This window comes from Rosenbergiella sp. YN46 (assembly GCF_036620675.1).
Taxonomy (GTDB): domain Bacteria; phylum Pseudomonadota; class Gammaproteobacteria; order Enterobacterales; family Enterobacteriaceae; genus Jejubacter.
Map to the genome: position 1 here is coordinate 57,712 of NZ_JAZHEE010000014.1, position 26,232 is coordinate 83,943.

Sequence of the window (26,232 nt, forward strand, 5' to 3'; positions counted from 1 at the left end):
CTCGAATTATTGAGGGTATATATGATTTGCGCTCCGTTAGTGACTCTCGTCCTTACGCGCACGACCCAGTAGCGTTAATGCTGCCTCGCGCGCATTTTTTCCGCAATACAATACCTGATAAATTTCCTCGGTTATTGGCATTTCAACACCACAGCGGGCCGCCAGTTCGCGCACCTCTTTGGTATTGCGATAGCCTTCCACCACCTGACCTATCTGCTGCTGGGCGCTGTCGACGTCTGCCCCCTGCCCCAGCTGCATACCGAAACGTCGGTTTCGCGACTGGTTATCGGTACAGGTCAACACCAGATCGCCCAGGCCGGCCATCCCCATAAAGGTAGCGGGATCGGCGCCCAGGGCGCTTCCAAGACGCGACATTTCTGCCAGCCCGCGGGTAATCAATGCAGTACGGGCATTAGCGCCGAAGCCGATGCCGTCGGACATCCCGGCGCCAATCGCGATGACGTTTTTCACCGCACCGCCCAACTGTACGCCGATAAAGTCGTGATTACGATAGACGCGAAAACTCTTGCCACAGTGCAATAACGCCTGCAAATCGCTGGCGAATCCGTCATCGGTCGCCGCAACGGCAATCGCCGTTGGTAGCCCCGCAGCCAGCTCTTTAGCGAAGGTCGGCCCGGAAATCACCGCCAGCGGAATCTGGCTGCCCAGCACTTCACGCGCCACATCCTGCAGCAGACGGCCGGTATCGGCCTCCAGTCCTTTGGTCGCCCAGACCAGACGAGCGTCAGCGCGAAGCCACGGCTGGATATTCCCTAATACCTCACCAAATACGTGGCTTGGCACCACCACCAGAATATCGCGACTGGCGGCGAGTGCCGTAGCAAGGTCGCTTTCAAGGTGCAGGGTATCGGGAAAAGGAACATCAGGAAGGAAGGCTGCATTACAGCGATCGTGCTGCAGCGTTGAGATATGGTTGGGATCGTGCCCCCACAGAACGACGTCGTGACCGTTCCTTGCGAGAGTGATGGCGAGAGCGGTGCCGTAAGAGCCGGCACCGATCACTGTCATTGAGGCATTAATGGTGTTCATCAGGCATCCTGATGTTCTTGCTCACCTGCTTCGCCAGACTGCTGCTGTAAGTAGTTCATAAACAGCGCATCAAAGTTTACCGGCGCGAGGTTCAGCTGCGGGAAGGTACCGCGGGAAACCAGGCTCGTGATGCATTCACGGGCGTACGGGAACAGAATGTTCGGGCAATAAGCGCCCAGACAGTGGGCCATCTGAGTCCCTTCGATACCGCTGATAGAGAAGATGCCTGCCTGCTGTACTTCACACAGAAATGCAGTCTCTTCGCCCAGCGTCGCAGTCACGGTTACGCGCAGAACCACTTCATAGACATCGTCCGCCAGCTGGCTGGAGGCGGTATCCAGATCCAGTTTCACTTCCGGCTCCCACTCTTTCTGGAAGGTCTGAGGTGCATTCGGCGCTTCGAAGGAGATATCCTTCGTATAAACGCGCTGAATCTGGAAAGTCATTTCGGTGTTGTTTTGCTCTGACATAATTAACCCTTTACAGTAATGTCCTTAATATCCTCGTCATACTTCAGGCCACGCCCGCGGCGCCTGCTTTTCGCCGCCGCCAGACGCGACCGGAACGTTTCAGAGTGAGGTTCCAGGTGGCCGCATCAGCGCAGCAGAGGGTCCAGCCCGCCGCGCGCATCCAGTGCGAACAAATCATCGCAGCCGCCAATGTGCTGCGCATCAATAAAAATCTGCGGTACCGTGGTACGGCCGCTGCGTTCGATCATCTCTTCACGCTTTGCCGCATCGCCGTCGATGGGCAGCTCTTCAAAAGCGGCCCCTTTGCTTTCCAGCAGCGCTTTCGCGCGATGGCAAAACGGACAGGTAGCTTTAGTGTAAATTTCAATATGGGCCATGAGCTCCCCCTCAATAAACTGATTTATTTCCCCTTGCCACGTACCAGAGGCAGGTTTTCCCCGCTCCAGCCGGCAATGCCTTCTTTCAACACGAAGACGCGCTCAAAACCGGCCTTATTCAGCAGACCGGCGGGATCCTGCGCGTTCACACCGTTGGCATCAACCATAATGATGGGGCTGGATTTGTGTTTTTCCAGTTCACCGAGGTTATTGTTTTTGATCTCGGCGGTCTGCAGGTTCAGCGCGCTGGGGATATGCCCTTTACGAAACTCGTCGCGGGTACGCAGATCCACCACAATGGCGTCTTCTTTGTTGATCAGGCGCGTCGCTTCACCGCGGGTGATGACCTTCACTTTAGAGGTCAGTCCTTTAAACGTGGTGTACAGTACGGCCGCCAGTAGCGCGATCCACGCAATACTGAGTATGGGATGGCGACCAACGAATTGCATAATCTCTTGCATGGGGGGTAACAACTCCCGACTGATGATGTAGATGAAAAAACCCGTTGGGGAGTATACCTGCGCGCTGTGTCAAATACAGCCAGGGAGCAGGAGGTAATCGCGTTTCTGCGGCCTGTTACGTAAAAAAACCGTCATTCACCGAGGGATCTTCGCGATTCAGGCCCCTTTCTTTGATCTTCTGCGGCTATTTTTGCGTCGGGTCTGTAGTAAAGTTACGCCAATTTTTTATCTTTGACGTATGAGGTTTTGCAATGTCGGCTTCAAAAAAACCCATGGTGCTGGTCATTCTGGATGGCTACGGCTATCGCGAAGACCAGCAGGATAACGCAATCTCCCAGGCCCGCACCCCGGTCATGGATAGTCTGTGGGCCAGCCGCCCCCACACGCTTATCGACGCATCAGGGCTGGAAGTCGGGCTGCCGGATCGCCAGATGGGCAACTCCGAAGTGGGCCACGTAAACCTGGGTGCCGGCCGCGTAGTTTATCAGGACCTCACCCGCCTGGATGTGGAAATTAAAGATCGCGCCTTCTTCGCTAATCCAGCGCTAACGGGCGCGGTCGATCGCGCCGTTTGCGCAGGTAAGGCCGTGCATATCATGGGCCTGCTTTCCGCCGGCGGCGTACACAGCCACGAAGATCACATTATGGCGATGGTAGAACTGGCCGCAGAGCGCGGAGCAGAAAAAATCTATCTTCATGCCTTCCTGGACGGCCGCGATACGCCGCCGCGCAGCGCGGAATCTTCCCTGCAGCGTTTCTCCAGTAAGTTCACCGAACTGGGTAAAGGCCGTATCGCCACCCTGATCGGACGCTACTACGCCATGGATCGCGATAACCGCTGGGATCGCGTAGAGCTGGCTTATAACCTGCTGACCCTGGGCGAAGGCGAATACCAGGCCGACAGCGCCGTCGCCGGTCTGCAGGCAGCCTATGCCCGCGACGAAAACGACGAATTTGTGAAGCCAACCGTAATTCGCAGCGCGGGTGAAGAAGCCGTCGCAATGGAAGATGGTGACGCGCTGATCTTTATGAACTTCCGTGCCGACCGCGCCCGCCAGATCACCCGCGCCTTTGTGAACGCCGACTTCGACGGCTTCACCCGTAAAAAAGTGGTTAAATTCTGCGACTTCGTAATGCTGACCGAATACGCCGCCGACATCAAAACCGCCTGTGCCTACCCACCAGCCTCACTGCTCAATACCTTTGGCGAGTGGATGGCGAAACACGACAAAACTCAGCTGCGCATTTCTGAAACGGAAAAATACGCACACGTGACTTTCTTCTTTAACGGCGGTGTTGAAACGCCTTTCGCTGGCGAAGAACGCATTTTGATCAACTCACCGCAGGTTGCCACTTATGATATGCAGCCGGAAATGAGCTCTGCGGAGCTGACTGAAAAACTGACTGGCGCTATCGCCAGCGGTAAGTACGATGCCATTATCTGTAACTACCCGAACGGCGATATGGTCGGCCATACCGGCGTATTCGACGCAGCGGTCAAAGCAGTGGAAACCCTGGATCAGTGCATTGATAAAGTGGTTAAAGCGGTGGAAACCGCAGGCGGCCAGCTACTGATTACCGCCGACCATGGTAACGCCGAACAGATGCGCGACCCGTCTACCGGACAGGCTCACACGGCACACACCAACCTGCCGGTACCGCTGATTTACGTCGGCGATCGCGCAGTCGATGCCATTGCCGGCGGTAAACTTTCGGACATCGCGCCGACCATGCTCAGCCTGATGGGAATGGAAATCCCGCAAGAGATGACTGGTAAGCCGCTGTTCATCGTGGAATAATCTTTCCCCATGAGGGGAAAGACGATTTTTGCAATCATCAGGGGCTGTCAGCCGGGACGACGATTCTCTGGCTGGCCTCTCAGTTACGCCAGTGCAATCTGCGCTGGCGTATTGCTATGTCTTTCGCCCGCCCACGCAAGCGATCGCGATCAGCTTAAATCGATTCAACAAGATATCGCCGCCAAAGAGCGCGCAGTACGCCAGCAGCAGCAGCAGCGCGCCAGACTGCTTGAGCAGCTTCAGGCTCAGGAAAAAGCGATAGCCACCGCCGCCCGAAAGCTGCGTGAAACCCAGAAAGTGCTGGACTCCCTCAATAGCCAGATCGACGAAATGAACGCTTCCATCGCCCGGCTGGAAAAACAGCGCAAGGAGCAGGAACGCGATCTGGCGGCACAGCTCGACGCCGCGTTTCGTCAGGGGCAGCATACCGGTATTCAGTTGATCCTGAGCGGGGAAGAAAGCCAGCGCGGCCAGCGCCTGCAGGCCTATTTCGGGTATCTGAATCAGGCCCGCCAGGAAACCATCGCCAGCCTGCAGCAAACCCGGGCCGAAGTCGATGCGCAAAAGAGCGATCTGGAAGAGAAACAGTCGCGTCAGCAAACGCTGCTGTATGAACAGCGAGCCCAGCAGCGACGGCTGGAAGCGGCCCGTAACGAACGTAAGAAAACCGTCGACAGCCTGGAATCCTCAATTCAAAAAGGCCAGCAGCAGCTAAGCGAATTGCGCCAGAACGAAGCGCGCATGCGCGATCGTATCGCGCGCGCCGCGGCCGCCGCAAAAGCCAAAGCCGAGCGGGAAGCCCGGGAAGCGCAGAAAGTGCGCGATCGCCAGAAAGAGGCTTCACGCAAAGGCAGTACCTATAAGCCGACGGAGAGCGAACGTTCTCTGATGGCGCGTACCGGCGGTCTGGGGTCGCCGCGCGGCCAGGCTCGCTGGCCGGTGCGCGGTTCGCTGCTGCATCGCTTTGGCGAACAGTTACAGGGAGAGCTGCGCTGGAAGGGGATCGTTATCGGCGCTTCCGAAGGCTCCGAAGTTAAAGCCATCGCCGATGGCCGGGTGATCCTCGCCGACTGGCTACAGGGCTACGGCCTGGTTGTCGTCGTGGAGCACGGTAAAGGCGATATGAGCCTTTACGGCTATAACCAGAGCGCACTGGTCAACGTAGGCACTCAGGTGCGTGCGGGCCAGCCTATCGCGCTGGTGGGTAATAGTGGCGGTCAGGGCCGACCGTCGCTCTATTTCGAAATCCGTCGCCAGGGTCAGGCCGTCAATCCACTACCATGGCTGGGAAGATAAGTTTTGTTTCAATTTCGCCGCGTCATGCTCGCCCTTACCGCCGCGCTCTCGCTGGCGGCCCCTGTCCACGCCGCTAAACTGGCCATCGTCATCGATGATTTCGGCTATCGGCCGCATCAGGAAAATCAGGTTATCGCCCTGCCGACTCAGGTCTCGGTTGCGGTACTCCCCAACGCCCCTCATGCAAGGGAGATGGCGCTGAAAGCCCATCAGGCGGGACACGAAGTACTGATTCACCTGCCGATGGCCCCCATCAGCAAACAGCCGCTGGAAAAAGATACGCTGCGCCCGGATATGAGCAGTGCCGAGATCGAACGCATCATCCGCAGCGCCGTCCAGAAGGTGCCCGGGGCGGTTGGCATGAATAATCATATGGGCAGCGCCATGACCTCCAGCCTGTTCGGTATGCAGAAAGTGATGCAGACCCTGGAAAACTACAACCTGCTCTATTTTCTGGATAGCGTGACTATCGGCAGCACTCAGGCGACGCGTGCCGCTGCCGGAACCGGCATCAAAGTCATCAGGCGTAATATCTTCCTTGACGATAAGCAGGACGAAGCCGAAGTACGCCACCAGTTCGATCGCGCCATCACCTTTGCCCGGCGCCACGGCCACGCCATCGCTATCGGTCATCCGCACCCGGTTACCGTTCGCGTGCTCCAGCAGCAGCTTTATCGATTACCGCCGGATATCCAGCTGGTACGGCCCAGCGATCTGCTCAATGAGCCACAGCCTGGCACCGCAGCGCCTGGCTCAGCCACGCCGTCACCGGCCAAAGCGCCGCGTAACCCGTTCCGCGGCAGCGCGAAGCTTTGCAACAGCCGGCAGGTGCCACAACCGGTGCCGATGACCCGCTTTTTCGACGTGTTGAGCGAAAGCATCAGTCAGAGTTCGCTGGTGAACTATTTCCAGAATCAGTGGCGAGGCTGGGGACGCGCCATGAATAACGCACCCCGGCAGCCGGAAAACCAGAAGCTACCAAAAAGAAGCTAGCCTGCGGCGCATTGCCCGGGCCATGGCGCGTCGTCCCCCCTGACGTATATTCCAGAGGCGCGCCAGCCACAGCACAACCTGATAACCCATCTGCGGACTGCGTACGTTACGCAGCATTCGCAGATGGGTTCCGCTTTCAATAATTTCCCGAATCATCGCCTGACGGGCGGAAGGCGAAGGCTCTTTACGCACCGCATGGCATACCCGCAGCGCCTCGCGGGTAATTTGCTGATGAAATTCCGGATACAGGGTGATTTTTCCCGCATAGTCGCGGTTCATTTTTTCCAGCAACTGAGTGATCTTTATATAGTGACGCTGATAGGCAACATTTTTTCCACCGCGTCGCTTAAGCCGACTGACCGACTGCTCGTGCAGGAAATATTTATATAATGGCTGTTCAATATAACGCGCGCGCCTGGCGTTATACATAAATTCGGTACTCCAGATAATATCCTGGTGATGCAACCCGGGAATAAATTTCAAATTCAACTGATTAATTAATTCCCGGCGATAAACCCCCATCCAGACCACATGCGTCCAGCGTTTAGAGGCCAGCGCCCGACGCAGCCACTGAGGGCCACTCAGTACGCCAGTGGAACGCAAACGCTCAGTGGGGATTGAAAGCCAGGTATCGCCGGTACGGCGATCGCACCAGTCGGCATTGCACTGGGCCACATCCAGTGAATCCTTCAGCGCCATATTCATCAGCGTTTCGTACATCATGGGATAGACGATATCGTCGGCATCCACAAAAGCCACGTAGTCGCCGCTGGCGACTTCCATCCCGCGGTTACGGGCGACGGATGCCCCACCATTGGACTGGTGTATCAGATGAACATGGGGATACGCATCAGCATAGCGCTGCGCCAGTTCACCCGAATTATCGGTCGATCCATCGTTAACAATAATAATCTCCAGGTCGCGCCAGGTTTGCGCCAGCAGTGAATCCATACAAACGATGAAGTCATTACCGGCATTATATAACGGCATAATAATGCTCAGTTTTCGGCTATCATTCATTAAATTCTTATCCTGGTGGTCTGTGAGTGTGCGTTTAGTAATACAGGTTCTTTATTAAAGAAATATTAAGCCTGCTGTTTCCCAGAACATTCGTATGAGTCAGGAATGTTTTATTAAGAAAACTTAATTTAATAGACCATGAGAAAGTAAAGATATAAGAGCAGGGCGGGCTTACTTATTATTGAAAGCAATGACAAAAACTGACAAAAAGATCATTCAACTAAGATTTATCGCAATAAAAAAGCCGGAACTTCCGGCTTTTTCTTATTTAATTCCAGCTTAAAATCACTTTTCCGGATTGCCCCGACCGCATGGCGTCAAAGCCCTTCTGGAAGTCATCGATAGAGAAACGATGGGTAATGATGGGTGAGAGATCGAGCCCCGACTGAATCAGCGCAGCCATTTTGTACCAGGTCTCAAACATCTCACGACCATAGATGCCTTTAATAAACAGCCCCTTAAAGATAACCTTATTCCAGTCGATAGCCATCTCCGACGGAGGAATCCCCAGCATCGCGATACGGCCGCCGTGGTTCATGGTATCCAGCATGGAGCGAAAAGCCGCAGGCGCGCCGGACATCTCCAGCCCGACGTCAAAACCTTCGCTCATGCCCAGCTCGGCCATCACCTCCCCCAGGCTCTGCTGACTGACATTAACCGCCCGGGTCACGCCCATATCACGCGCCAGCGCCAGACGGTATTCGTTGACATCGGTGATCACAACGTTACGAGCGCCGACGTGTTTCGCCACCGCTGCCGCCATAATCCCGATGGGGCCAGCACCGGAAACCAGCACGTCCTCTCCTACCAGATCGAACGACAGCGCGGTATGCACCGCATTGCCAAACGGATCGAAGATAGAAGCCAGCTCGTCAGAGATATTGTCCGGAATCTTGAAGGCATTAAAGGCGGGAATCACCAGATATTCCGCGAAACAGCCCGGACGGTTAACCCCTACGCCGATGGTATTACGACACAGATGGGTACGACCAGCACGGCAGTTACGGCAATGTCCGCAGGTGATATGCCCTTCCCCGGATACCCGGTCGCCAATACTGAAACCTTTGACTTCCTGACCAACGCCGACCACTTCGCCCACATATTCATGCCCCACCACCATCGGTACCGGAATGGTTTTCTGAGACCACTCATCCCAGTTGTAGATATGAACATCGGTTCCGCAAATCGCGGTCTTGCGAATTTTGATCAGCAGGTCGTTGTGACCCAGTTCCGGCTCCGGAACATCAGTCATCCAGATGCCCTGTTCCGCTTTCAGTTTCGATAATGCTTTCATTGCGTCATCCTCGGGATCAGGCAATTACGCCCAGCTGTTTACCGATACGAGTAAATGCGTCAATCGCACGCTCAATCTGCGCCGGCGTATGGGAAGCCGACATCTGAGTGCGGATACGCGCCTGGCCTTTCGGCACTACCGGATAGAAGAAGCCGGTCACGTAAATCCCCTCTTTCTGAAGCTCACTGGCAAATTTCTGGGCCACCACCGCATCGCCCAGCATCACCGGAATAATGGCATGGTCGGCCCCTGCCAGCGTAAAACCAGCCGCAGTCATTTTTTCGCGGAACAGGCGCGCGTTGGCCCAAAGCCGATTGCGCAACTCATCGCCAGACGACAGCATCTCCAGTACTTTAATCGAGGCCGCAACGATCGCCGGCGCCAGAGAGTTAGAGAACAGATAAGGGCGCGAGCGCTGACGCAGCCACTCCACCACCTCTTTACGCGCCGCGGTATAACCACCGGAAGCGCCGCCCAGCGCTTTACCCAGGGTACCGGTAATGATATCCACCCGCCCCATCACGTCACAGTATTCGTGAGTACCGCGACCGTTGGCACCGACAAAGCCCACTGCGTGGGAATCATCCACCATCACCAGAGCGTCATACCTATCCGCCAGGTCACATACGCCTTTAAGATTGGCAATCACGCCATCCATAGAGAACACCCCGTCGGTCGCGATCATCACATGACGCGCCCCGGCAGCGCGGGCCTCTTTCAGACGCGCTTCCAGCTCCTGCATATCATTATTAGCGTAGCGATAACGTTTCGCCTTACACAAGCGTACGCCGTCGATAATGGAGGCATGGTTAAGGGCATCGGAAATAATGGCGTCTTCCGGCCCCAGCAGGGTTTCGAACAGACCGCCGTTGGCGTCGAAGCAGGAAGAGTACAGAATGGCATCTTCCATTCCCAGGAACGCCGCCAGCTGCTGCTCCAGCGCTTTATGACTGTCCTGGGTGCCGCAGATAAAGCGTACCGACGCCATACCAAAGCCGTGGCGATCCATCCCCGCCTTCGCCGCATCAATCAGCGCCGGATGATTGGCCAGCCCCAGATAGTTATTGGCGCAGAAGTTAATGACATGACTGCCATCCGCCACCGTAATATCCGCCTGCTGCGCGGAGGTGATGATACGTTCTTCCTTGAACAGCCCCTCTGCGCGCGCCGCATCCAGACTGGCCGATAACTGTTGATAAAAATCCCCTCGCATTGCGATTCTCCATACATGGCATACTGTGGCACATCTTACTCAAAGCTATACCCTGATACGAGATGACGCTTCAGGGATTATGCTTTTTGCAGCATAAATCACGACTACCCGGGAAAACTTAAGCGTCATCGTTTTTTCCGGCGGCTGTCGGCTAACCGATGAGATGATATGATAAGAGACATTAGCGTCGGGAACTGTTCCCCGGCCCCACTTCTTAAAGGTTAATGCTTATGATCATTGTAACCGGCGGCGCCGGCTTTATCGGCAGCAACATTGTTAAAGCTCTGAACGACCAGGGCCGCAGCGATATTCTGGTGGTCGATAACCTGAAGGACGGCACTAAGTTCGTCAACCTGGCCGACCTGAATATCGCCGACTACATGGATAAAGAAGATTTCCTGATCCAGATTATGGCGGGCGAAGAGTTCGGTGACATCGAAGCCATCTTCCACGAAGGCGCCTGCTCCTCCACCACCGAGTGGGATGGCAAGTACATGATGGATAACAACTATCAGTACTCCAAAGAGCTGCTGCACTACTGCCTGGAACGTAAGATTCCTTTCCTCTATGCTTCTTCCGCGGCCACTTACGGCGGGCGTTCCAGCGACTTTATCGAGTCTCGCGAATACGAACAGCCGCTGAACGTTTACGGCTACTCCAAGTTCCTGTTTGACCAGTATGTACGCGGTATTCTTCCGGAAGCCGAATCGCAGATCGTTGGCTTTCGCTATTTCAACGTCTATGGCCCACGAGAAGGCCATAAGGGCAGCATGGCAAGCGTGGCCTTCCACCTCAACACCCAATTGAATAACGGCGAAAGCCCGAAACTGTTTGAAGGCAGCGACGGCTTTAAGCGCGACTTCATCTATGTGGGCGATGTTGCGGCGGTAAACCTCTGGTTCCTGGAGCATGGCGTTTCCGGCATCTTCAACTGTGGTACCGGACGGGCGGAATCCTTCCAGGCCGTGGCAGACGCTGCACTGGCGTTCCATAAGAAGGGAAGCGTCGAATATATTGCGTTCCCGGATAAGCTTAAAGGGCGCTATCAGGCTTTTACCCAGGCCGATTTGACCAACCTGCGCGCCGCAGGCTACGACAAACCCTTTAAGACCGTCGCCGAAGGGGTAACGGAGTATATGGCCTGGCTGAACCGCGACGCTTAACAGGTAGCCTGGTCTATGAAAATACTGGTGATCGGCCCGTCATGGGTGGGCGACATGATGATGTCGCAGAGTCTATATCGCACGCTCAGGGCGCGCTATCCCCAGGCGATAATCGATGTGATGGCGCCCGCGTGGTGCCGTCCTCTGTTATCCCGCATGCCGGAGGTTCACGAGGCTATCCCAATGCCTTTGGGCCACGGCGCGCTGGCTATCGGCGAGCGTCGTCGCCTGGGCATCAGCCTGCGTGCGCGCCGCTACGATCGGGCATTTGTACTGCCTAACTCCCTGAAATCCGCCCTTGTCCCCTGGTTTGCCAGTATTCCCCAGCGTACCGGCTGGCGCGGTGAAATGCGCTATGGGCTACTGAACGATATCCGGGCGCTGGACAAACAGGCCTGGCCTCTAATGGTAGAGCGTTACGTGGCGCTGGCTTTCGATAAGGGCGTGATGCAATCCGCCCGGGATCTGCCACAACCGCTGCTGTGGCCCCAGCTACAGGTCAGCGAAGCCGAAAAGCGTCAGACGCGCTCCGCGTTTTCGCTATCTGATACGCGACCGCTTATTGGTTTTTGTCCCGGCGCTGAATTTGGCCCCGCCAAGCGCTGGCCGCATTATCACTACGCCAGCCTGGCCGAATCACTGATTAACGAAGGCTTCCAGGTTGCCCTGTTCGGCTCGGCGAAAGATAGGGAAGCCGGCGATCAAATCTGTGCCGCCCTGCCCCGGGAACAGCAGTCCTGGTGCCATAATCTGGCTGGCGATACCGAGCTGGATCAGGCGGTGATACTGATTGCCACCTGTCAGGCCGTGGTCACGAATGATTCGGGTTTAATGCATGTCGCGGCTGCGCTCGATCGCCCTCTGGTCGCGCTTTACGGCCCCAGCAGCCCGGACTTTACGCCGCCGCTCTCCCACAAGGCGCGGGTGATTCGTCTGATTAGTGGCTACTACCGGGTACGCAAAGGAGACGGTGAAGAGGGCTATCATCAAAGCCTTATCGATATTCAGCCGGAAAAGGTGTTAAAAGAGCTTCATGAGCTGATGCAGAGCGAGGAGCCGTAACGGATGCGGGTACTGATTGTGAAAACCTCATCGATGGGCGACGTGCTGCATACCCTGCCGGCATTAACCGATGCCGCCCGGGCAATTAGAGGCATTCATTTTGACTGGGTGGTGGAGGAAGGTTTCGCGCAGATCCCGGGCTGGCATGACGCCGTGGATAACGTTATCCCGGTAGCGCTACGCCGCTGGCGCAAAGCCTGGTTTTCCGCGCCGATAAAGGCCGAACGCCAGGCATTTCGCACCAGGCTGCAGGCGGTTAACTACGATGCCGTTATTGATGCCCAGGGACTACTGAAAAGCGCCGCGCTGGTGACACGTCTGGCCCATGGAACCAAACACGGTATGGACTGGCACAGCGCCCGCGAGCCGCTGGCCAGTTTGTTCTATAGCCAGCGCCATCGAATTGCGAAGCCGCAGCACGCCGTAGAGCGCACACGGGAGCTGTTCGCCAAAAGTCTGGGCTATGACAAACCGGCAACCCAGGGCGACTATGCCATTGCCCGGCACTTCCTCAACCACCTGAATCCGGATGCCGGACATTACGCCGTCTTCCTGCACGCCACCACGCGCGATGACAAACACTGGCCGGAAGCCCACTGGCGCGAGCTGATCGCCCTGATGGCCGACAGCGGTCTGCGCATTAAGCTACCATGGGGGGCCCCCCATGAAGAGGAAAGAGCCAGGCGGCTGGCGGAAGGCTTCGATTACGTAGAAGTGCTGCCAAAAATGAGTCTTGAAGAGGTCGCCAGAGAGCTGGCTGGTGCCCGTTTCGTAGTCTCGGTCGATACCGGGCTGAGCCATCTGACCGCTGCGCTCGATCGACCCAATATTACGTTATATGGCCCTACCGACCCGGGATTGATTGGCGGTTATGGGAAGAATCAGGTGGCGTGTTGCGGGGAGGGGGGAGAAACACAGACGATTTACGCTCAACAGGTTATGGATAAAGTGGCATCCTATGCCATATTCTAACATGGATATGATTACCGGATAGATTATGCCTGAGATTTCTCAACCCAAAGTGTCTGTCATCATTCCTGCATTTAATGCACAGGATTTTATCCATGTTCCTCTGACAGCGCTTAAAACACAAACATATAAAAATTTTGAAGTCATCGTGGTGAATGACGGCTCCACCGATCTAACATATGAAACGGTAGAGAAACATACATCAGATTTTTCCGATATCAACATTATTAATCAACCCAATCGCGGAGTATCATCTGCCCGTAACACCGGTATTCGTAACGCTAAGGGGATATTTGTCGTTTTCGTGGACAGCGATGATAGAGTGGAACCCAATTTCCTCGCAGAACTAGTAAAAAGGCAAGAAGAAACGAACGGGGATGTTATTTATTGCGGGTTTTACAAATGGGGAAAAACAGGGAGTCGCAGGCAGCCTCAGATATTTAGCGAAACAAACGTTTTACATAAAAGGTTACGAAAAGAGCTATCTTTTCATGTTGGCTGTCTCATGGTAAGAAAGGAGTTACTAACAAGTCATAGCATATTATTTGATGAAGATTTAACTCTGGGCGAAGACCTTTTGTTTATTTACACCATTCTCTGTTACACAAGAATATATGCCGTAGAAAAATACCTCTACCATCACTTATATCGTAACGATTCTGTGACCAACGCCCAATGGAAAGAAAAAGATTATAAAAACAACATAGTTGCAATGTGTACAATCCGCAATAAAATATCCTCTCTGTATAGTAACCCTGACAGAGAAGATATTATTACATTGCTTCAGCTTGAGCAATTAGATAGCCAGTTGAGTTACTTATGGCGAGTCATGCTAACCCATAACTTTGAATTAGCAAAACAATTAATTCATGACGGTTATCTTGATATGCCACGAAAAGTACTTGCAAAAATAAATGATAGCAAAAGGAAAAAGAAAATCATAATCCTAAAAACCCAAAGTACCATTTTATGGAGAATAGTTTCCTTCCTTAGTATTAACAGGAAAAAATTAAGGGGATAACATCCCCCTTTAATTTAACCAATTCCTTTATTATCATTTTTCTTCGAAAGATATGACAATATGAGAATTAAAGGAACAAGCCAGCCAAGGCTTATATTTTTAGAGAAAAACATAACATCAGCCAGACCATAGATAAATACACCAAGAAAATAAATCAGTAGCGCATATTTTTCATGAACAGTAAAAATAAGCTTTATAGCACCTGCAAAAAATAGCAGCCAGATAAAAACGCCGCTCCACCCCTTTAGCGAAAGAGTCTCAATAAAATCATTATGCAAATGTGCATGCATATGAGGCAAAGCTCCCTCATATATTCTATTCTGGTTTGCAAGTTTTTTTATTTTGTCATTTCTTTTCTCGGTTGACTCCCAAAACAAATGGCCATCAGCCGAAATATATCCAGCTTCCCACATCGCTAAACGAGCACCAAATGACGTATTGCTATCATTATTATGATACATATTTATATCAGACATCAGGTTATCATAGCGCTCTACAAAAATGTTTTTTGTGGCGAATAAACACACTATAATAACTAAAGTAGATATGATACCTTTCTTTATACCAAACTTCCCCCACACTCTGGCATAGCAAATAAACATTGCCAGACATAAAACAGGTAATGTAATTAACGCCGCACGAGTGCCTGTTAATGAAACAGTATAAAAACCTACAGCGAATGAAGAAAGAAAATATAAGTTCTTATGCTTAACCCCAGAATACAATATAGCTATAACTGAGAATAAAGTTAAGAACGTAATAGTATAGGCGGCTCCTGTTGCATTTGCCCCATTTTCCAAAGCAAGCGCAGATCGCTCAATCCCCTGAAAGTGATGCTGATATACCGCATAGGCTAAGGCCATAAACTGCGATAATACTGCCACAATAAGATAATATTTTTTCTCAATAATCTTTGTTATTTTTGAGTTTGTAACAACCATCAGAGCAACTGAACTAAAAAGAGCATTTTTCCCAAAATCTAAATGCCCTCGATATGAGTCTAAATTTACAGAGCCAGAAAACTTAAACGTCTCATACCAGCTTAAGTCAACAATGGCTAACACAAAAAGAGGCAGAGAAATAAGCCATACCCTATTTTTTAAATATTGTTGAGGATAAGAAAGTATAGCCAGAAAAGCAATGATACCTCCAAAATGTAATACTTTTACCGCCTCACCAGGAAAGTAAACGATCAAAAGCATAGATAAATAACATAACAATATCGAAGCAAGTCCCAAAAAATAACTTATCTTAGGAAACCCATAGTGTAATCGCAATCCAGCACTCAACTTCACATCTCCCATAATTAAAGATCATTAGTTCTTAAAATTTTTACTTGAATGATAATTTATTTTTTACTCTTCGATTTAATATAATTGTATCGAATACAACTAATCATTGAAGAAAGAAAACGCTTCTGTCTAAGCTCATGTTTATATTTTTTCTTGAATTCAACAAGTTTCTCAGCTTGTTTTAAAGGAACATCGGACCATGGCGAAACTTTCCATATATCCAGGAAATATTTTGCTGATGGATAATCAGCCCATTGATGCCATGGTTTAGTTGCCCCAGTATAATGGATAAGAATCACTGAATCCTTAATCGTTTTTCGATAAGCAAACTCATCCTTAGCTTTTAATTCATTTTTTATTGTGTAAATACAATTATAATCTCTGGGAAGATAGATATTATTCATACCAAAAATAATATTTAATACATCTTGATCAAGATATTTCAACCTACCATACTCGCTATCGCCGCATAAATACTTCAAGGAAAGTGAAGTTAATTTTTCCTCATGCCACTTAGTAAGATTTACGAATATAACACCAGCATTGAAATATTTACCTTCGATTTCTGGCCATTTTAGACGAATAGCACTTTTTTCCTGCATTGACTCAATATCAGGAATAACCGCAGCATATTCCCCATCTAAAAATGATAATTGTTGAAAACAATCCAGTTTTCCCTTACAGATAACATCCGCATCAAGATATAGAACATTTGATATATATCGACTCAAATAGTCGAATGATAATAATCTGAAGTAAGTTGCATATGACCATACATAAGAAGTAGGCAAATGAGAAAAGCATTCAGGGTCTATTAAGTAAATGATAATTTCTACGGAGAATGCTCTCGCCATCGACTCAAAGCGTTGCAAGTAATCATCATCAATATAATCGGTGAAAAGATGAACAACGACAGGAACATGCTTATTATGTACAAAGACAGAAGCCATAGAGATAGCTGCGCCAAAAAGGAAATTCTTATCTACACCATAAGAAATATTCAAAGCCGATTTGTTGCGATATTCCTTATCCGGGCCTAAATTATATTTTTCTTTTATAAATTCCAGCATATTACACTGTCCTCAGACTTCTGAATCTTGAAAATTCATATTATTGCTTATGCCCAACATATTCAGCCAATAAGAATACAACATCCTGTTATATCACTTTCAACATAGTCTCTATCGAAAAATTAAGCTGTACATATGGGTTACCAAACCTGGTTATAGGTAAAGATGATCTAACTTCCGGGAACAAGAGGGATTATTATTTGCTCACCACATACCAGAACACAAATAACAAGATAAAAAACAATGAGTTACAAAAAACACATTGATAGACTAAATCTGTCAAAGGTTGCTCTTTTCTACAAAATAGCATAAAGTGTCAATCACTTTAACACATACAGAAATACAATTGCGTAAATGGTTATCAACAGATTAAACAGCCACCAACGCCAAAACATTATTAATCTGACATTTTTCTCCGTCCATTAAGGAAATTAGGATGAATCTTTTTATCTGCATGACTAATTTACAAATGATAATAGCACGGCGGATCATAGAAGAAGAAAATATAAAGAACGCCATGTTTATTTATTTTGGTGATATAAAAAATAAAAAATCACAACATTATATTGAGCAGCTAAGTCATTTTGCCAGTAACAGAGTAGCCCTTGAAGATCCGCGTTTAAATGGATGGTTTAAAACCATACGAAAAACACTAATAGCTAAGAAAATTATAAACAAACTTGGCGTTCACCATTTTTCTACTGTCTATTTAGCGAATATAAAAAAATCATCGATACATCATATATTATCACAGATAACATATGATAATTTGATCACTTTCGATGACGGAATTGGTAATCTTAACAAGCAAAGTTCCATCTATCGCATTGAGTCTCCGACTAAGTGGGAAAGAATATCCCATTCAATTATGGGGAGATCTATTCATGCTTCCGATATAATGAGAGAGATAAAAACTCATTATACTATCTTTGAAAACAAAGATAATCTCATCTCAAATACAAAATATATTAATCTGGCATCCAACTGGACATTACTCAGAAATGAAGAGAAATCAAACACCAAGAAGGTAATAAAAATACTTTTAGGTACAGTTTATCAACAAGAAGCTCGAAGTAAAGCTGATACACAAAAACTTATTAACGCGGTATATGCATTCATCGACGAATATAAAATTGATATTTATATTCCACATCCGCGAGATGAGAAAAAATATTTTCCTGGCGTAAAGACAATATCTTCCAATCGTATTGCAGAAGAAGAAATACTGGAGCTACTAAAAGTAGGCAATAGCATTGAACTGTATGGTTTTGCTAATACCACTCAGTTTAATCTATCTTCAATCAAAAACATTAAAAATTATGCCCTACAATCCCCGTATCTAAAAGATAGTCATAACTTTAAAATCACAGATCTTTGCGATGAAAATTTTAATTTGATAACGATATAGCTCAACGATGAGGTGGTGTCTTCGAGAGTCCGATACGATACTTTATTCTCTTAAATAAAAATCGGACTTTTTTCTTATAAATGAGCCTATAATAACCAAGATCTTTCAGCTTATTTTCAATCCCAAAATGTCTTTCCAGATCAATTCTATCTTTAGCCTTCCGAACTGAAGTGCATTTTTTCCCAGAGAGATCGATCAGTCTAACTCCCTTATCAGAGATGATAAAATTACCATGATGGGGATCCCCTGATACCATATCGTGTTGATGTAATATATTTATCTCTTCCCTAATTCCATCTTTTATTTCTTCCGGAATAACTTTATATTCATTGAGTTCTTTCCCTTCAATATATTCTATTAGCATAATATAAACCCTGGCATAATTTAATATCTTATTCTCCGCCAGGAGATAATAATCATTAACGCTGGTAACACCTTCATTCCTGACACGATCGGTTTGCTTAATCAAGTTCTCATAGTAATCTTTTTTCACACATGACTTGAAAAAACGTTCCGCTTTTTTCTCCTGGGGTACAAAAACCTTCAGCACCATAGGTCCACGCGTAGTATCAATGAGTGAAACTTTGGTATCAGGAATTGATCTAAATATTTTTATAACCTTCAAGCGATAACTCAGGAAGTCATTAAGAACCTGCTCATAAAAACTGTCTCCATCTTTTATGAAGACCGTCAGTCCTTTAATTTTCTTTTCGGAAATCATATTTATCACTTACTCTGGTTATAATTTCTTTATCTTATATATAAAGTATTTTATATAGGATATTATTCCATCAAAAATAAATTTTTGGTTTAGTTGATGCTTCGCACAATACCTCATTTGATGGCTAGTTTGAGGTTTAAGGAGAGGAGCGTTTGACCATGGTGAAGCTTCTTTCGCACGAAAGAAGGGGACAGCCCCAGGATAATCCGCCCAACAATGCCATGGTTTTGTTGGCCCAATATAATGAATCAACACCGTTTTATCAGTAACAGGATGCTTAAAATTATCTTTTAACTCATAATTAATGCTGTATCGGGTATTGAATACCGAATCAATAAATCTGACCTTCCCCGCTAGCAGGATGTTCAAAACATCCTGATCAAGGTGAGTGATCCTGGCTACTATTTCCGGATCGTTAAGCATTTCGATAGCTCGTAAAGAGATTCGGGCATCATTCCAGCGTGGAATATTGATAAGCAGAAAGCCTGCATTAAAATAACCGTCTGCCAGCGCAGGGGCATCCAACCTTTCAGCTCTCTGACGCCACCACTCGCGATCGCCTTCCGATACAACCGCAGCAATTTCGTCGTTAAATTCCAGGTTAATCAGCGGTTGCAGGCTGCCCTGGCAGGCAATATCAGCATCAATGTACAGGACACGTTCAGATCTTCCCGAAAAATAATCGGCAATAATGAATCGGAAGTAGGTTGCATAAGTCCAGTTCTTGGTACTGGGCAATGATTTTAACCGATCGCAATCAATTAGGTAAACGATAACCCGGGAATGATATTGTTTTGCCAGCGCCTCAAATTTAGCTCTGTCACCCACATCAAGAAAATCTGTAAATACATGGAATGTAAAGTCTATCTGCGGATTAGCAAGTAACACTGATGCTATCGATACACCACACCCAAACAGAAAGTTTTTATCAATGCCATAAGCAATATCGAAAGATATTGAATCATCGGAACGATAATTAAAATCCATTACCGAACGGATTACTTCCTCTTCTTTAAAATAGGTAGGGTTCATTACACGGCATTCTCTGTATAGTTAACAATTATCTGTTCCAGTTTTTCGAAATAAACCCAATCATAACAACGATGTATAGAGGCTTTAATCGCTTCGCGATCGACCTTCAAGCCTTCCCTGCTAATAACTAAATGTGAATCGGTATGAATCAGGCATTCCGCGTGCTTCTTATTATCCAGTGAAAAATGGGGCCAGGAGAACAGGGGAAAACGCATCCCCGTTCGCACACGAGCACAATTCCCCCGCAGGCAGGCATATCAATACAGAGCACCGCATCAGGTTGTTTCGCGCGTAACCAACTGGCGAAGTTACGAATATGCTGAATATAACCTGGCACACTAATTTCTGTTGTGGAGTATGAATAACTCACTCCTGCGTCTTCTGGCAGCCATTATACATACAGTCGTTATGACAGAAGAAAAACATCCGGCAATCTGTAGCCGGCGTATCCCTCATAAATGTCTTAATGACCTTATGGATAATCATTTCCATGCCACCAGGCATTAATAAACCCACGTGCGAATATAGCCTTTAGAGTGATTTACGCAGCGTACGCTCACGAATACGCTCAGCTTTCGCATCCGATTTTCTGATTAACTCCGCTTCATTAACCAGCACTTCGCGCAAAGGCCGGCAAAAATAAATTTTTAAGAAGCGGTAAACGTCCCTGCGAGTCAGTCCAATGTTCTGTGAAGAAAAATACAGCCCAATTAAATCCTTGTCACGCCAGCGACGAGGTACCTGTTGACGAATCTGGGCCCGATGCAAGTCGATAACGGAAAGTTTCAGATCCTGTTCGGTTCCGTTAAACGGCTGGCGCAGTAAAAAATGACACAGATAGCAGTCCCGATGATTCACCCCTCCCTGATGCATCTGACGCACCATGGATGCCAGACGGTGAATCAGCATTCGCTTAATCGCCAGGGCGGGAGGATGGGCAATCCAGTTAGCGCAATAATCTTCAAGGCTGATAGCCGGTGATAAATCTTCAGTAATAATAAATGAGGTACGCCGTAGCGGATTAAGCCCCTTCTGACCGAAAGCGACGCCTTCCATAGTATCAACGCCGAGCGCTTTCAGCCGATGGATAGCCTTCCATTCTCTATCCGCCCCCAGTACCGGCAGCCGCAGAGAAATTAAATTCTTCACCACTTCTTTAAGGCTAGTGCCATGATGCCATTTCAGGAAATAGCTGGCGTTATTTACTTCAAAGCGTATCGTTCGCCGACTTTCCAGTTCGCGAAAGACATCGCCCTGTAACTGCGATGCTTCAGCAAAAGCATCTTTGCCCTGCCAGAGCGTGTCAAAAGGCGCCTTTAACTCAACCATGCCCCTTACCTACTATAATGTCAGCCGCCTTTTCTGGCAGACTGTATAAGTCCTGCGTGTCGGCATAATGACGCGCCGCCGCTGCCCAGGTTTGGCGTATTTCTTCGTTTTGCAGGCCTTCGAGCAGCCGCGCATTCAGTTGAGACTGATCGAACGGCTCCGGAATCACAGCCCCGCACAGGCCGTCAGCGATATAGTGGGCATAACCGCATACCGAGCTGACCAGTACTGGCAAACCAGCGGCGACGGCTTCCAGCAGTACAATGCCAGCGGCTTCCTGATAAGCGGGATGAATAAGCAGATCGGCCGCAGCCATCAGCTCCGAGACATCGTTTCGCCCGGCAAAGAAGCTAACCTGGCCGGCAACGGCAAGCTGCTCCGCCAGCTGGGCAAAGCGCCCCGGTTTATCCTGCCCAACCACCATCAATCGCGTGCGCTGGCGTATCGACTCAGGCAATGCCGCCAGGGCGCGAATACTGCGATCCACGCCTTTACGTTTAAAATCGGACCCCACTTGCAGCACCAGATACTCATCCTGACCAATGTCGTTTTTTTCGCGCACTGCCCGGCGGGCATCCAGCGGCTGATTGCTGTACTTGCGATCCGGATAAATCCCCGGGGGAAGAATATGAAAGCGTTCCGGCTCGGTATGATAGTGCTTACGGAAATCGGCAACCTGCTTATCTGTCAGCATCAGCAGCTCCGTCTTCCCTCCATGCTGAAAGGTCGCGCGTTCAAACGCCATATAGTGCTTATAGCGCCCGGTCAGGCGATAGAAAAAACCTTTCTCGCGCTCCACTTTTTCGGCGTAGCAGACATCGGCAGCATAGTAGACATCCAGCCCGGGCATTTTATTAAAGCCGACCACGCTATCCGCCGGATGCTGCCGCAGGTGCGCCTGTACCCACTCATAGTATTGTGCATTGCGCCCATGATTGGTGCGGGACGTCACCGGCACCTGAATAATATCAAGCGATTCCGGCTTCTCACCGCTCCAGGACTGAACGTAAACCCGAACCTTGTGGCCGCGAGCCGCTACCGTGTTGGCAATACGCAAGAAGTCGCGCTGTAAGCCGCCAAAGGGAAAATATTTATAGAGACAGAAGGCGACAATCATGACGTTGCCTCTTGCGGCGTATCGGGCAGCAGTTTATCCGCTGCGGCAATCACATCCTGTGCCGGAATAACGGAGAGATATTTTTTACTGCGTTCCCGCTCCTGACGTTCCGGCATAGGTTCATAATCGCCGGCCCAGAGTTGAATCGCGTTATCCGACCACGGGCGCCAGAACACATGATCGGTAGCACCGAACAGGCAGACAATGGGAGTTTTGACCGCCGCTGCAATATGCATCGGCGCTGAATCGACTCCAATAAACAGTGCCGCATGATCGATTAACGCCGCCAGTTCAGGGAAGCGTGTTTTACCCGCCAGCGCCGTTACAGGCTGATGCTGACACCCTTCAGCGATACGCCTGACACAGGCTAAATCCTCTTCCCCAGGGCCGCAGGTCAGTACAACGGCATAACCGCGCTGCTGCAGCGCATCGGCCACGGCAGAAAATTTCTCGTCATCCCAGCATTTAAACAGCTGCCTGGCCGTAGGCTGGATAACAACATATCGTCCGATAATTCCCTGCTCTGTAAGCCGGACGCGAAGCTTTTCCCAGTGCTCGGGGCGGTAACTCATCGTGGTATCCAGATAAATATCGCTGATACCCAGCGGTGCCAGGACTGAGAGATTACGCTCCACAACATGCTGACCGCTAAATGGCGCCAGATGTGTAAAACTCTTCTTCCAGAAAGAAGACTGGCGATGCGAATAATCCTGCGAAATCTTCATGGGGGCCGGCAACAACCGCACCAGCAGTGCAACCATCCACTGATCGGTCAGATTCACAATCAGATCGTAATGCCGGGCGCGCAGTGTCTTCACCAGACTCAGGAAATTACTGATTTTCTCTTTCGTTCCTGAGCCTTTCCTGGCCATACCGTACAGGGCGTGGATCTCCGGATTTTCTGAAAGAATCGGAATAGTATCCTGGTAAAGCAGGACATCTATTTGCGCATCGGGATAGCGCCGCTTCAGCGTGCTGATAACCGGCGTGGTTAGCAGCATATCTCCATGAAAACGCATTTTGATGATGAGAATTCTGTTAAATGGCTTTTCCACAAGCATCTCTTTAGCTAATCAGACACTGCCAGTCGTAACAAAAGGGTACGCTACCGCCCCAGGCTTTACAGCTACCTGTTCACTGACCCGCTTCTCGAATTTAGTCCGCTAGTGTACCACTTCCTGTGCATTAAGCCGAGCTGAATGTTTTTTGTGCTATTCATCATATTTCTCTTTTATTACAAAATGATACAACCTTTCCATCACCTCAGAGAAAGACACCGCAGAAAAGAGAAGCAAACGGTTTTATCGGCTTTTCACCAGACCAGAAGACCCCATTAATAACCCTTTAAATATAATAAGTTAACACCAACACACATCAACCAGAGAGCCGCTTGCGGCGAAAGTAATGGCAATGACCGGTTGAAATACTTAGAATCCCCAGCAAGTTCCCAGCACAAGAATGTATTATGCTCCAATTGCTTTACACGACGCTGCTTTACCTAATCCAACCGCTCATCTGGATTCGGCTTTGGCTGCGTGGTCGTAAGGCGCCGGCCTACCGCAAACGCTGGGGAGAACGTTACGGCTTTTACAATAAGACGCTGAAAGGCGGCGGGATTATGCTGCATTCAGTCTCGGTCGGCGAAACCCTGGCGGCGATACCACTGGTTCGCGCTTTACGCCACAGCCACCCCTCTCTGCCGATTACCGTCACAACCATGACACCTACCGGATCTGAGCGCGTACTTTCCGCCTTCGGCGACGACGTCCAGCACGTTTACCTGCCCTACGACCTGCCGGATGCGTTAAACCGCTTTCTCGACAAAATCGATCCCCGGCTGGTGCTGATTATGGAAACCGAGCTGTGGCCGAACCTGATTTCCGCGCTGCATCGTCGTCAAATCCCACTGGTCATTGCCAATGCCCGTCTTTCTGAACGCTCGGCGAAAGGGTATGCCAAACTGGGGCGCTTCATACGCGCACTGATTCGCCGTATTACGCTTATCGCCGCTCAAAACGAGGAAGATGGCGAACGCTTTATTCAACTTGGCGCCAAACGCTCTCAGCTTGCCATTACCGGCAGTCTGAAGTTTGATATTTCCGTCACGCCTCAGATGGCTGCTCGCTCCGTCACTCTGCGCCGCCAGTGGGCGCCGCATCGTCCGGTCTGGATCGCCGCCAGCACCCATGAAGGCGAAGAAAGTATTATCGTCGCGGCCCATCAGCAACTGCTTCAGCAGTACCCTAATCTGTTGCTTATTCTGGTACCACGCCATCCAGAACGCTTCCCCGACGCAATCAACCTGGTGCGTGACGCCGGCCTGAGTTTTATTACCCGCTCTTCCGGCGAAGTACCGTCCGCCAGCACCCAGGTGGTGATTGGCGATACTATGGGCGAACTAATGCTGCTCTACGGTATTGCCGACATGGCCTTCGTTGGCGGCTCCCTGGTTGAACGCGGTGGCCATAATCCTCTGGAGCCCGCAGCGCACGCTATTCCGGTACTGATGGGGCCCCATATTTTCAACTTTAAGGATATTTGCGCGCGTCTGGAACAGGCGAACGGGCTTATTACCGTGACCGATACGGCCTCGCTGGTAAAAGAGATGAGCTCTCTGCTGTCTGATGAAGATTACCGCAGTTACTATGGCCGTCACGCCGTCGAGGTGTTATACCAGAATCAGGGCGCGCTCCAGCGACTCCTGCAGTTACTGGATCCCTACTTACCCACCAGGATGCACTGAGGGCAGCTATGCAACGACGCGCAATCTACCCCGGAACCTTCGATCCCATCACAAACGGTCACATCGATATTGTCTGCCGTGCGGCAAAGATGTTCGACAGCGTGATTCTGGCTATTGCCGCCAGCCCGCATAAGAAAACAATCTTTACCCTCGCTGAACGTGTTGCACTGGCAAAGCAAGCGCTGGCGCCCCTGGATAACGTTGAAGTGGTGGGATTCAGCGATCTGATGGCTAACTTCGCCCGGGAGCAGAAGGCCAACATCCTGGTTCGGGGTCTGCGCGCCGTCGCCGACTTCGAATACGAGATACAGCTGGCGAATATGAATCGCCATCTGATGCCGGAACTGGAGAGCGTCTTCCTGATGCCGGCGCCGGAATGGTCATTCGTCTCTTCTTCGCTGGTGAAAGAGGTCGCGCGCCACCATGGCGATGTGACGCACTTCCTGCCCGAACACGTGCGCGCAGCCCTGCTGGAAAAACTACACGGCTAACGCTGACAGCGTCGGCACCAGTATGTACGGCGCTGCCCATGCTTCCCGGCCGCAACCGGCGTTCCGCAGTGACGACATGGTTCCCCTTCCCGCCCGTAAACCTGAAGCTCCTGGGCGAAATATCCCGGCTTACCATCGCTTTGCAGGAAGTCACGCAACGTTGTGCCCCCTTGCTCAATCGAACGCTGCAGGACGATTTTAATGGCCTGCGCCAGTCGTTCGCACTCGGGAATGGAAAGTGAACTCGCCAGACGATCGGGATGGATCCCGGCGGCAAACAGCGATTCGCTGGCATAGATATTTCCCACGCCGACCACCAGCTTGTTATCCATAAGCCATGGCTTAATCGCGATCTTCTTGCGCACGCTCTTTTCATGTAGCCAGGCGCCGTTAAAAGCGTCACTAAGCGGCTCCGGCCCCAGATGCGCCAGTACGCTATGTTGCAGGGGGGCCGATGCCCATAGCCAGGCGCCGAAACGACGCGGATCGGTATAGCGCAACACCTTACCGTTGCTCAGTACCAGATCGACATGGTCATGCTTATCCGGGGGAAGCTCAGCAGGCAGAATACGCAGGCTGCCAGACATTCCCAGGTGAATAATGATCCACCCATCCACCAGTTCCAGCAGCAGATATTTCGCCCGCCGCCGCACGCTCAGCACTGGCTGATCGCTGAGCCTGTAAATCTCTTCAGAGACCGGCCAGCGCAAACGCCCGTTGCGGACGACGGCATGGAGAATAGTCTCCCCCACCAGGTGCGGTTCAATGCCGCGACGACTGGTTTCCACCTCCGGTAATTCCGGCATGCTCTCCTCCCATACCCCAGAAACAAAAAACCCCC

The 26,232-nt window shown here is 50.2% G+C and carries 25 protein-coding genes; 10 read left to right on the plus strand and 15 right to left on the minus strand.

Features of this window, described 5'->3' with window-relative positions; all coding sequences use genetic code 11:
• Nucleotides 1-36: 36 nt before the first annotated feature.
• The 4 genes from gpsA to V3W49_RS12155 form a co-directional block, all read right to left on the minus strand.
• Nucleotides 37-1,050: an NAD(P)H-dependent glycerol-3-phosphate dehydrogenase gene (gene gpsA / locus V3W49_RS12140; RefSeq protein ID WP_500145755.1), complete on the minus strand. Its 1,014-nt coding sequence runs from the start codon at nt 1,048-1,050 to the stop codon at nt 37-39.
• On the minus strand, nt 1,050-1,520 hold the full coding sequence (gene secB, locus V3W49_RS12145) for a protein-export chaperone SecB (protein ID WP_500145757.1): 471 nt from the start codon (nt 1,518-1,520) through the stop codon (nt 1,050-1,052). Before secB ends, gpsA begins: the two co-directional genes overlap by 1 nt.
• Before the next feature lie 125 nt (nt 1,521-1,645).
• Complete coding sequence (grxC, locus tag V3W49_RS12150; RefSeq protein WP_500145759.1) at nt 1,646-1,897, minus strand: glutaredoxin 3; 252 nt, start codon at nt 1,895-1,897, stop codon at nt 1,646-1,648.
• A gap of 23 nt (nt 1,898-1,920) precedes the next feature.
• Nucleotides 1,921-2,358 carry a rhodanese-like domain-containing protein gene (locus V3W49_RS12155; RefSeq protein ID WP_500145761.1) on the minus strand — a complete coding sequence of 146 codons (438 nt, stop codon included), beginning with the start codon at nt 2,356-2,358 and terminating at the stop codon, nt 1,921-1,923.
• Nucleotides 2,359-2,609: 251 nt separating this feature from the next.
• On the opposite strand from V3W49_RS12155, the gene gpmM reads away from it, so the two are divergent.
• From gpmM to V3W49_RS12170, 3 genes are read left to right on the plus strand one after another with little or no spacing between them, the layout of a single operon-like run.
• Nucleotides 2,610-4,157, plus strand: a complete 1,548-nt coding sequence (gene gpmM, locus V3W49_RS12160) for a 2,3-bisphosphoglycerate-independent phosphoglycerate mutase (RefSeq protein ID WP_500145762.1) — start codon at nt 2,610-2,612, stop codon at nt 4,155-4,157.
• A 9-nt stretch (nt 4,158-4,166) separates the two neighbouring features.
• Nucleotides 4,167-5,453, plus strand: a complete 1,287-nt coding sequence (gene envC, locus V3W49_RS12165) for a murein hydrolase activator EnvC (protein ID WP_500145764.1) — start codon at nt 4,167-4,169, stop codon at nt 5,451-5,453.
• A gap of 3 nt (nt 5,454-5,456) precedes the next feature.
• A complete protein-coding gene (locus V3W49_RS12170; RefSeq protein WP_500145765.1) occupies nt 5,457-6,446 on the plus strand; it encodes a divergent polysaccharide deacetylase family protein in 990 nt (329 codons plus the stop codon).
• On the opposite strand, the gene V3W49_RS12175 is transcribed toward V3W49_RS12170, so the two are convergent.
• The 3 genes from V3W49_RS12175 to kbl form a co-directional block, all read right to left on the minus strand.
• The gene (locus V3W49_RS12175) at nt 6,429-7,466 is read right to left on the minus strand and encodes a glycosyltransferase (RefSeq protein WP_500145766.1); all 1,038 of its coding nucleotides are present in this window, start codon (nt 7,464-7,466) and stop codon (nt 6,429-6,431) included. The two genes, V3W49_RS12170 and V3W49_RS12175, sit on opposite strands and share 18 nt — an antisense overlap.
• A gap of 268 nt (nt 7,467-7,734) precedes the next feature.
• Nucleotides 7,735-8,760 carry an L-threonine 3-dehydrogenase gene (tdh, locus tag V3W49_RS12180; RefSeq protein WP_500145767.1) on the minus strand — a complete coding sequence of 342 codons (1,026 nt, stop codon included), beginning with the start codon at nt 8,758-8,760 and terminating at the stop codon, nt 7,735-7,737.
• Between the two features lie 16 nt (nt 8,761-8,776).
• The gene (gene kbl, locus V3W49_RS12185; RefSeq protein ID WP_500145769.1) at nt 8,777-9,973 is read right to left on the minus strand and encodes a glycine C-acetyltransferase; all 1,197 of its coding nucleotides are present in this window, start codon (nt 9,971-9,973) and stop codon (nt 8,777-8,779) included.
• Between the two features lie 230 nt (nt 9,974-10,203).
• On the opposite strand from kbl, the gene rfaD reads away from it, so the two are divergent.
• Genes rfaD through V3W49_RS12205 form a run of 4 tightly spaced genes read left to right on the plus strand, consistent with a single transcriptional unit; the run spans nt 10,204 to nt 14,188 of the window.
• Nucleotides 10,204-11,136 carry an ADP-glyceromanno-heptose 6-epimerase gene (gene rfaD / locus V3W49_RS12190; protein WP_500145770.1) on the plus strand — a complete coding sequence of 311 codons (933 nt, stop codon included), beginning with the start codon at nt 10,204-10,206 and terminating at the stop codon, nt 11,134-11,136.
• A 15-nt stretch (nt 11,137-11,151) separates the two neighbouring features.
• Nucleotides 11,152-12,198, plus strand: coding sequence for an ADP-heptose--LPS heptosyltransferase RfaF (rfaF, locus tag V3W49_RS12195; protein WP_500145772.1), 1,047 nt, complete (start codon nt 11,152-11,154; stop codon nt 12,196-12,198).
• Nucleotides 12,199-12,201: 3 nt separating this feature from the next.
• Complete coding sequence (gene rfaC / locus V3W49_RS12200) at nt 12,202-13,170, plus strand: lipopolysaccharide heptosyltransferase RfaC (RefSeq protein WP_500145773.1); 969 nt, start codon at nt 12,202-12,204, stop codon at nt 13,168-13,170.
• Between the two features lie 25 nt (nt 13,171-13,195).
• Nucleotides 13,196-14,188 carry a glycosyltransferase family 2 protein gene (locus V3W49_RS12205; protein WP_500145774.1) on the plus strand — a complete coding sequence of 331 codons (993 nt, stop codon included), beginning with the start codon at nt 13,196-13,198 and terminating at the stop codon, nt 14,186-14,188.
• 14 nt (nt 14,189-14,202) lie between these two features.
• Here V3W49_RS12205 and V3W49_RS12210 read toward each other — a convergent pair whose 3' ends face one another.
• Both V3W49_RS12210 and V3W49_RS12215 read right to left on the minus strand, forming a co-directional pair.
• Entirely contained in the window at nt 14,203-15,492 is a 1,290-nt protein-coding gene (locus V3W49_RS12210) for an O-antigen ligase family protein (protein ID WP_500145775.1), read from the minus strand.
• Nucleotides 15,493-15,536: 44 nt separating this feature from the next.
• Nucleotides 15,537-16,550, minus strand: a complete 1,014-nt coding sequence (locus V3W49_RS12215) for a glycosyltransferase family 8 protein (protein WP_500145776.1) — start codon at nt 16,548-16,550, stop codon at nt 15,537-15,539.
• Nucleotides 16,551-16,986: 436 nt separating this feature from the next.
• On the opposite strand from V3W49_RS12215, the gene V3W49_RS12220 reads away from it, so the two are divergent.
• Complete coding sequence (locus V3W49_RS12220) at nt 16,987-17,958, plus strand: glycosyltransferase family 52 (protein ID WP_500145778.1); 972 nt, start codon at nt 16,987-16,989, stop codon at nt 17,956-17,958.
• Between the two features lies 1 nt (nt 17,959).
• Here the strand turns inward: V3W49_RS12220 and rfaY are convergent, their stop codons facing one another.
• The 5 genes from rfaY to rfaQ all read right to left on the minus strand — a co-directional run bounded on the left by rfaY (nt 17,960) and on the right by rfaQ (nt 23,212).
• Entirely contained in the window at nt 17,960-18,679 is a 720-nt protein-coding gene (rfaY, locus tag V3W49_RS12225) for a lipopolysaccharide core heptose(II) kinase RfaY (protein WP_500145780.1), read from the minus strand.
• A gap of 18 nt (nt 18,680-18,697) precedes the next feature.
• On the minus strand, nt 18,698-19,711 hold the full coding sequence (waaO, locus tag V3W49_RS12230) for a lipopolysaccharide 3-alpha-galactosyltransferase (RefSeq protein ID WP_500145781.1): 1,014 nt from the start codon (nt 19,709-19,711) through the stop codon (nt 18,698-18,700).
• A 531-nt stretch (nt 19,712-20,242) separates the two neighbouring features.
• Nucleotides 20,243-21,040 (minus strand): lipopolysaccharide core heptose(I) kinase RfaP, encoded by a 798-nt coding sequence (gene rfaP / locus V3W49_RS12235; protein ID WP_500145783.1) that lies wholly within the window; start codon nt 21,038-21,040, stop codon nt 20,243-20,245.
• Nucleotides 21,033-22,157, minus strand: a complete 1,125-nt coding sequence (locus V3W49_RS12240; RefSeq protein ID WP_500145785.1) for a glycosyltransferase family 4 protein — start codon at nt 22,155-22,157, stop codon at nt 21,033-21,035. The genes rfaP and V3W49_RS12240 overlap by 8 nt, the downstream gene beginning before the upstream one ends.
• Nucleotides 22,154-23,212: a lipopolysaccharide core heptosyltransferase RfaQ gene (rfaQ, locus tag V3W49_RS12245; protein WP_500145786.1), complete on the minus strand. Its 1,059-nt coding sequence runs from the start codon at nt 23,210-23,212 to the stop codon at nt 22,154-22,156. The genes V3W49_RS12240 and rfaQ overlap by 4 nt, the downstream gene beginning before the upstream one ends.
• A 410-nt stretch (nt 23,213-23,622) precedes the next feature.
• Between rfaQ and waaA the strand changes: the two genes are divergently transcribed.
• Both waaA and coaD read left to right on the plus strand, forming a co-directional pair.
• Nucleotides 23,623-24,900 carry a lipid IV(A) 3-deoxy-D-manno-octulosonic acid transferase gene (waaA, locus tag V3W49_RS12250; protein ID WP_500145787.1) on the plus strand — a complete coding sequence of 426 codons (1,278 nt, stop codon included), beginning with the start codon at nt 23,623-23,625 and terminating at the stop codon, nt 24,898-24,900.
• 8 nt (nt 24,901-24,908) lie between these two features.
• The gene (coaD, locus tag V3W49_RS12255; RefSeq protein ID WP_500145788.1) at nt 24,909-25,391 is read left to right on the plus strand and encodes a pantetheine-phosphate adenylyltransferase; all 483 of its coding nucleotides are present in this window, start codon (nt 24,909-24,911) and stop codon (nt 25,389-25,391) included.
• Here coaD and mutM read toward each other — a convergent pair.
• Nucleotides 25,388-26,197, minus strand: a complete 810-nt coding sequence (gene mutM / locus V3W49_RS12260; RefSeq protein ID WP_500145789.1) for a bifunctional DNA-formamidopyrimidine glycosylase/DNA-(apurinic or apyrimidinic site) lyase — start codon at nt 26,195-26,197, stop codon at nt 25,388-25,390. The two genes, coaD and mutM, sit on opposite strands and share 4 nt — an antisense overlap.
• Nucleotides 26,198-26,232: the final 35 nt, after the last annotated feature.

What these genes read in the sequence shown, in the direction of transcription:
- rfaF (WP_500145772.1), top strand. Translation starts at nt 11,152, where the DNA reads ATGAAAATACTGGTGATCGGCCCGTCATGGGTGGGCGACATGATGATG.
- rfaD (WP_500145770.1), top strand. Translation starts at nt 10,204, where the DNA reads ATGATCATTGTAACCGGCGGCGCCGGCTTTATCGGCAGCAACATTGTT.
- V3W49_RS12175 (WP_500145766.1), bottom strand. Translation starts at nt 7,466, where the DNA reads ATGAATGATAGCCGAAAACTGAGCATTATTATGCCGTTATATAATGCC.
- V3W49_RS12155 (WP_500145761.1), bottom strand. Translation starts at nt 2,358, where the DNA reads ATGCAAGAGATTATGCAATTCGTTGGTCGCCATCCCATACTCAGTATT.
- coaD (WP_500145788.1), top strand. Translation starts at nt 24,909, where the DNA reads ATGCAACGACGCGCAATCTACCCCGGAACCTTCGATCCCATCACAAAC.
- waaA (WP_500145787.1), top strand. Translation starts at nt 23,623, where the DNA reads ATGCTCCAATTGCTTTACACGACGCTGCTTTACCTAATCCAACCGCTC.
- gpsA (WP_500145755.1), bottom strand. Translation starts at nt 1,050, where the DNA reads ATGAACACCATTAATGCCTCAATGACAGTGATCGGTGCCGGCTCTTAC.
- V3W49_RS12240 (WP_500145785.1), bottom strand. Translation starts at nt 22,157, where the DNA reads ATGATTGTCGCCTTCTGTCTCTATAAATATTTTCCCTTTGGCGGCTTA.
- mutM (WP_500145789.1), bottom strand. Translation starts at nt 26,197, where the DNA reads ATGCCGGAATTACCGGAGGTGGAAACCAGTCGTCGCGGCATTGAACCG.
- V3W49_RS12205 (WP_500145774.1), top strand. Translation starts at nt 13,196, where the DNA reads ATGCCTGAGATTTCTCAACCCAAAGTGTCTGTCATCATTCCTGCATTT.
- grxC (WP_500145759.1), bottom strand. Translation starts at nt 1,897, where the DNA reads ATGGCCCATATTGAAATTTACACTAAAGCTACCTGTCCGTTTTGCCAT.
- gpmM (WP_500145762.1), top strand. Translation starts at nt 2,610, where the DNA reads ATGTCGGCTTCAAAAAAACCCATGGTGCTGGTCATTCTGGATGGCTAC.
- secB (WP_500145757.1), bottom strand. Translation starts at nt 1,520, where the DNA reads ATGTCAGAGCAAAACAACACCGAAATGACTTTCCAGATTCAGCGCGTT.
- V3W49_RS12215 (WP_500145776.1), bottom strand. Translation starts at nt 16,550, where the DNA reads ATGCTGGAATTTATAAAAGAAAAATATAATTTAGGCCCGGATAAGGAA.
- envC (WP_500145764.1), top strand. Translation starts at nt 4,167, where the DNA reads ATGAGGGGAAAGACGATTTTTGCAATCATCAGGGGCTGTCAGCCGGGA.
- tdh (WP_500145767.1), bottom strand. Translation starts at nt 8,760, where the DNA reads ATGAAAGCATTATCGAAACTGAAAGCGGAACAGGGCATCTGGATGACT.
- kbl (WP_500145769.1), bottom strand. Translation starts at nt 9,973, where the DNA reads ATGCGAGGGGATTTTTATCAACAGTTATCGGCCAGTCTGGATGCGGCG.
- V3W49_RS12220 (WP_500145778.1), top strand. Translation starts at nt 16,987, where the DNA reads ATGAATCTTTTTATCTGCATGACTAATTTACAAATGATAATAGCACGG.
- rfaP (WP_500145783.1), bottom strand. Translation starts at nt 21,040, where the DNA reads ATGGTTGAGTTAAAGGCGCCTTTTGACACGCTCTGGCAGGGCAAAGAT.
- rfaC (WP_500145773.1), top strand. Translation starts at nt 12,202, where the DNA reads ATGCGGGTACTGATTGTGAAAACCTCATCGATGGGCGACGTGCTGCAT.
- waaO (WP_500145781.1), bottom strand. Translation starts at nt 19,711, where the DNA reads ATGAACCCTACCTATTTTAAAGAAGAGGAAGTAATCCGTTCGGTAATG.
- V3W49_RS12210 (WP_500145775.1), bottom strand. Translation starts at nt 15,492, where the DNA reads ATGGGAGATGTGAAGTTGAGTGCTGGATTGCGATTACACTATGGGTTT.
- rfaY (WP_500145780.1), bottom strand. Translation starts at nt 18,679, where the DNA reads ATGATTTCCGAAAAGAAAATTAAAGGACTGACGGTCTTCATAAAAGAT.